This is a genomic window from Mesorhizobium sp. WSM4313 (assembly GCF_002294725.1).
Classification (GTDB): domain Bacteria; phylum Pseudomonadota; class Alphaproteobacteria; order Rhizobiales; family Rhizobiaceae; genus Mesorhizobium.
Genome location: NZ_NSFT01000039.1, coordinates 1 through 6049 on the forward strand (window position 1 = coordinate 1; position 6049 = coordinate 6049).

Consider the following 6049-nt stretch of genomic DNA (forward strand, 5'->3'; position numbering starts at 1 on the left):
AGACAGGTGTTGGGGAGCCGCCGGTTACCAGGACAAGGGGCCATGGAATAAGAAAATGCGCAGGCCCTGAGACCATAATGCCAGTTCTCTGCATTCATGGGAACTGGTTTCCAGCTTAAAATTCAAACATATATGGGAGAAGGCGCACACTCGTGATGATCTCGTGCGGCTCCTCGCGACAGGAACCACATCGGCCGTGCCGCGTCATAGAGACAGGCTCTTGCCGCGATCCTGGAGTGACGTCGATGATCAGGCTGCTTGTTATCGCTGGATTGGCGCTCGTGCTCGCGTGCGGCGGGACGCTGGCAGCCAAGCTCGACCTCGCCGCTGTCAACCAGGCGCAATTCAGCGAGGGCGAGCCGAAGGGCGTCGATCCGATGGTGCTCAGAGCGCAAATTCTTCTCGATCGCGCCCGCTTCTCCCCCGGCCTGATCGACGGCCGCCTGTCCGACAATTTCTCCAAGGGCGTCGCGGCCTTCCAGGCGGCCAACGGGCTCCCCTCCGACGGCAAGCTCACCCGTGAGACCTGGGACAAGCTCGCGGCGACTTTCGCCGGGCCGGTGCTGATAAACTACGAGGTCACGGCCAAGGATGTGCGCGGGCCGTTCACCAGGCGCATCCCCGCCCGCATGGAGCGGATGGCGCGTCTGAAGCGGCTCGGCTATCGCAATGCGCGGGAAAAACTGGCGGAGCGCTTCCATGTCAGCGAACAGTTGCTGAGGCTGCTCAATCCCAAAGCCGGTTTCAGGAAGGCCGACACCACGTTGGTGGTGCCCGATGTCGGCCGTGGCGATCCTCCCGCGGCCGTCGCAAGCGTCGAGGTCGACAAGGGTGCCCGCCAAGTGCGCGCGCTCGATGCGTCGGGCAAAGCGCTCGCGGTCTATCCTGCCTCGATCGGCAGCGAGGAAAAGCCGGCGCCGAGCGGCACGGCCGAGGTCAAGCGCGTGGTGCACAATCCGACCTATCGTTACAATCCGAAATTCGCCTTCAAGGGCGTCAAGAGCAAGCGGCCCTTCACCATCGCCAAGGGGCCCAACAATCCCGTCGGATCGGTATGGATCGATCTCTCGATCGAGAGCTACGGCATCCACGGCACGCCTGACCCGGGCAAGATCGGCACCACCTTCTCGCATGGCTGCATCCGGCTGACCAACTGGGACGCCGAGGACCTCGCCGCCATGGTCAAGCCGGGCACCAAAGTCGACTTCAAGGACGAGACGGCGCAGGACGGGCAAGTGCAGTGAGATGCCGGCGGGTCGCGATCCGCCAATCGCAGATCGCTGCATAAGCTCAATTTATCGTCATCCTCAGTTTTTCAGAACGTTACACCGCCTTGCCTCGCCTGTAGCTTCGACGGCGCGGTTTGGAGAATGGTCTGGGTTTGGTGGTTCGATGAAAGAACATGCGCGGGTGGTGATCGTCGGCGGCGGATGCGTTGGCGCGGGTATTCTTTATGGCCTGGCCAAGCGCGGCTGGACGGATGTCGCGCTGCTCGAGCGCACGCAGCTCACCGCCGGCTCGACCTGGCATGCGGCGGGGCTGATTCCGTCCTATTCCCGCAACATCAATGTTGGGCGGATGATCAAAAAGACGATCGAAATCTATGAGGGTCTCGAAGCGGAGACCGGGCAGCCGGTCGGATGGCACAAATGCGGACAGTTGCGCATCGCCAATTCGAGAGACCGACTCGATGAATTCAAGAGCTATATGAGCGTGGCCGAGGTGCAGGGCATGCGGGCGCAATTGCTCACCCCCGATGAGGCGCGCAAGCTCTGGCCGCTGCTCGACAACAAGGATATGCTCGGCGCGCTTTACCATCCCGATGACGGGCATATCGCGCCGGCCGATGTGACGCATGCCATGGCCAAGGGCGCGCGGGATCTCGGCGCCAAGGTCTATCTCAATACCGAGGTCACCGGCTTCAAGCGGACCGCTTCCGGCGAATGGCTGGTCGAGACCAACAAGGGCGACATCACCTGCGAGCATGTGATTTGCGCCACCGGCAATTACGCGCGCCAGACCGGCGCGCTGCTTGGCTTGGAGATCCCGGCGATCCCCATCCTGCACCAGTACTGGATCACCGAGGCGGTGCCGGAGGTGGTGGAGCGCAAGCGCGCCGGCCGGCCCGAAATGCCGATCCTGCGCGACGAGGGTTTTGAAGGGTATCTGCGCGAAGAAGGCGACGGGCTGATGTTCGGTCCCTATGAGCGCACCGAACACCTGAAACTCTTCGCCGAGGATGGCGTGCCGTCCTGGTTCGGCGCCGATCTGCTGGAAGAGGATTTCGAGGCGGTGTCGTGGAACTGGGAGCAGGCGCTGCAGCTGGTGCCTGCGCTCGGGCGCGTCGGCATCAAGGCCAATGTGCGTGGCCCGTTCCAGATGACGGCGGACGAGCTGCCCTTGATGGGGCAGGCTTGGGGCCTGCCCAATGTCTGGCTGGCCGAAGGCGTGCCGGGCGGCATCCTGTGGGGCGGAGCGATCGGCTACTATTTGTCGGAGCGGATCGTCGAAGGCGGCAACAGTATCGATACATCCGATCTCGACCCGCGCCGCTTCGGCGACTACGCCAACAAGGAATGGACGCGCGAGAAGGTGCGCGAGGCGTGGGGCACGCATGCCGAACAGAAGTATCCGGGCCAGGACATGCCCGCCGCGCGGTCGCAGAAGACCGCGCCTTCCTATGACAGGCTGACGGAACTGGGAGCGGTCTGGGGCGTGCTCAATGGCTGGGAAATGCCCAACTGGTTCGCGCGCGACGGCGTCGAGGCCAAGGACCAATATAGCTGGCGCTGGACGCCCAAGGGGAATCTTGTCGGCGAGGAAGTACAGGCGGTACGCAACGCCGTCGGCCTGGTCGAGATGACGCCGATGACCAAGTTCGAGGTGTCAGGTCCCAGCGCGGCCGCCTGGCTGGACCGGATCATCGCCAACCGCCTGCCGGCGGTCGGCAAGGTGACGCTGGCGCATCACCTCACCACCAGCGGTGGCGTGCAGGCGGAATATATGGTGGCGCGGCTTGGCGAGGACCTGTTCTACCTGATCTCGACGCCGCGCGCCGAACGCTGGAACTTGGACGACCTTTCAAGACTGCTTCCCGCCGACGGCAGCGTATCCTTGAAGAACGTCACCAACGACCGCGGCTGCTTTACCGTCGTCGGGCCGAACGCGCGGGCCGTGCTGCAGCCCCTCACGGAGATCGACCTTTCCAACGAAAGTTTTCCCTGGTTCGGCGTCAAGACCGGCAGCGTCGCCTTGGCAAGCGACGTGCGGCTGCTGCGGGTGAACTATGAAGGCGAGCTCGGTTGGGAACTCTATCATCCCCTGCCCTACCAGCGGCGATTGCTCGACGCGATCCTCAAGGAAGGCGAGAAGCACGGCATGCGGCTGGTCGGGCTGCACGCGCTGGAGTCGCTCAGGCTCGAGAAATCCTATCGCGCCATGTATCGCGACATGAACCCGGAGCTCAACGCGCTGGAGAGCGGGCTGGAGCGCTTCATCCGGCTCGACAAGGGCGACTTCGTCGGGCGCGACGCGGTTCTGAAATACAAGGAGCGCAACGACCAGCGGCGATCCGTGACGCTCAGGATCGAAACCGACGGCGCCAGCACGCTTGCCAATGAAGGGCTCTACAGCGACGGCGCGCTGGTCGGGCGCATCACGTCGGGCGGCTACGGCTACGCGCTCGGACATGACGTGGCGCTAGCGCTGCTGCCTGAACCGTTTTCGAAACCCGGCACCAAGCTCGACGTCGCGATCCTGGGCGACTGGAAGGTCGCCGAGGTGATCGCGGATTCGCCTTACGATCCGACCTCGGCCAGGGCGCGGATGTAATAGGCGGGGCCTGCAAAGGCCCCGTTGCCGACGTGTCCTTCGGAGGGAAGCCCGTATGCGTATCGATCGGATCAACGTCTATTCGGCGCAATTGCCGGTCAAAGGCGGCGTCTACCGGATGGCCAGCGCCGATGTGGAGGCGCTGGACTCGACGCTGGTCGAGATCGTTACCGATGACGGTTTTGCCGGCTGGGGCGAGACCTGCCCGATCGGCCCGGTCTACCAGCCGCATCATGCGCTGGGCGCCCGCGCGGCGATCGCCGAAATCGCGCCGGGGCTGATCGGCGTGGAAATCGCCTCGATCAGGCTGCTCGCCAAACAGATGGACGAGCGGCTCAACGGGCATGGCTATGCCAAGGCCGCCTTCGACATGGCGTTCCTCGACCTGCTCGGCCAAAAACTCGGCGTGCCGGTCTCGACGCTGCTGGGCGGCGCGCTGACCGACCGCGTGCCGGCCTATTATTCGCTGATCGTCGGCCCGCCGGAGGAGACGGCGAGGGTCGCCGCCGACAAGGTGAGCGCCGGTTACCCGCGCCTGCAGGTCAAGATCGGAGGCCGCAACCTGGAGGAAGACGTCGCCGTCGTCCACAAGGTCTGGGAAGCGGTCGGTTACAAGGCTCGGCTAGCGGTCGACGGTAACCGGGGCCTGACGGCGGCCGCAGCGATCCATCTCGACCGGCTCTGCCAGCAAATTCCCTTCGTCTTCGAGCAGCCCTGCAACACGATGGACGAGATCGCGACGCTGAAAGGCCGCATGACACATCCGGTCTATCTCGACGAGAGCACCGAGGATCAGAATGCCGTGCTGCGGGCGATCTCGCTGGGCATCGCCGACGGCTTCGGCTTCAAGGTGACGCGCCTGGGCGGACTGACGAAGATGACCACGGTGCGCGACCTCTGCGCCATCCGCTCGCTGCCGCACAGTTGCGACGACGCCTGGGGCGGCGACATCATCGCGGCGGCCTGCGTGCATCTGGCCGCCACCGTCGAGCCGCGCCGCATGGAAGGAGCCTGGATCGCCCAGGAATACATCAAGGGCCATTTCGACCAGAAGCACCCGGTCGTCATCAAGCAAGGGCACATCGCCGTGCCGCAACGGCCGGGGCTCGGCGTAAAACCCGAGCCCGGCATGTTCGGCAAAGCGGTGGCGATATACGGGCCGTAAGGGGCAAGCGGCGGGCAGCCAGGCTTACTATTCGGATCGGAATGGCCGCGGACGTGGCCGATAATTTTCAGCGCCGTCCCCCACTCCGTCTCGGCTTCGCCGAGCCACCTCTCCCCCTCCGGAGGGAGAGGAAATGCTGACCGGCAACGTCGCGACCTCGGCATTGCTATTGCCTCTCTACTTGGCGATTGCCATTGCTCGCCCCCGGCGATGGCGTTTCCTCTCCCTCCGGAGGGGGGTGAGGTGGCTCGGCGCGCAGCGCCGAGACGGAGTGGGGGAACCACCTGCGCGATTGTCGCCACGCCCGGCATGTTGACCGGCAGCACAGCACCCGATCACCTTCGCGATGCCACGGATCGTTCCGCCCTGTCCTGCGTTCTTGTGACACGCAAGGAGGAACGGCGATGGACGACGACGATCGGACCGAGAAGATCAGGCAGCGTGCCTATGAGATCTTTCAGCGCGAGGGCGGCATCCTGGGCAATCATGAACGGCACTGGCATCAGGCGGAGTTGGAGATCGACCGCGAGGCCGCCCTGCCGATGACGGCAGACGATGCGCTGCCAGAAACGCGCGAGATCGACAGCGCGGATGTGCTGACGGTGGAGGCGCTTGCCATGCGCACCGGCATTTCGGGCGACGAGGCACAAGAGCTGCTCGACAGGCTGGGCAACGACCGCGCTGCGATCGAGCAAGCGGCGCGCGATCTGCAAGCACGCAAGCGCGGTGTCGATTAGAGGCACTGCATTGAGATTTTGACCGGTCGGCTCTGTTTGCGTTGGCAGGTGGCACGCGTTGGAGATTGGCCGAAACGCCCATCGCGATCGTTTGCAGGGCAGAGCAGGAGCGAAGCTCCTGGAATCCAGCCGTTGCCTTCACCCAGGAATGCAACAGAGCAAAATTCTGCACCGTGGCGTCGCTTCCAAGTCACGGAATGGCAACTGTGTTCATGCGAATGCGGTTTTGTCGCGAATGATAGCGTTGAGGACGACCAGGAGCTTCCTTGCGACGGCGATGATAGCGAGCTTCTTGGAGCCCGACCGGGCAGCAAGT

General features: G+C 64.1%; 4 protein-coding genes. All 4 read left to right on the plus strand.

All coding sequences use genetic code 11. The annotated features are described in order from the left end of the window. The first annotated feature begins 245 nt into the window (after window positions 1–245). The 4 genes from CK219_RS30900 to CK219_RS30915 all read left to right on the plus strand — a co-directional run bounded on the left by CK219_RS30900 (window position 246) and on the right by CK219_RS30915 (window position 5733). Entirely contained in the window at window positions 246–1244 is a 999-nt protein-coding gene (locus tag CK219_RS30900) for a L,D-transpeptidase (protein WP_095770205.1), read from the plus strand. Window positions 1245–1392: 148 nt separating this feature from the next. Beyond that, the gene (locus CK219_RS30905; RefSeq protein ID WP_095770206.1) at window positions 1393–3831 is read left to right on the plus strand and encodes an FAD-dependent oxidoreductase; all 2439 of its coding nucleotides are present in this window, start codon (window positions 1393–1395) and stop codon (window positions 3829–3831) included. Window positions 3832–3886: 55 nt separating this feature from the next. Beyond that, a complete protein-coding gene (locus CK219_RS30910) occupies window positions 3887–4996 on the plus strand; it encodes a mandelate racemase/muconate lactonizing enzyme family protein (protein WP_095770207.1) in 1110 nt (369 codons plus the stop codon). A gap of 404 nt (window positions 4997–5400) precedes the next feature. Then, window positions 5401–5733: a DUF2934 domain-containing protein gene (locus CK219_RS30915; protein WP_095770208.1), complete on the plus strand. Its 333-nt coding sequence runs from the start codon at window positions 5401–5403 to the stop codon at window positions 5731–5733. Window positions 5734–6049: the final 316 nt, after the last annotated feature.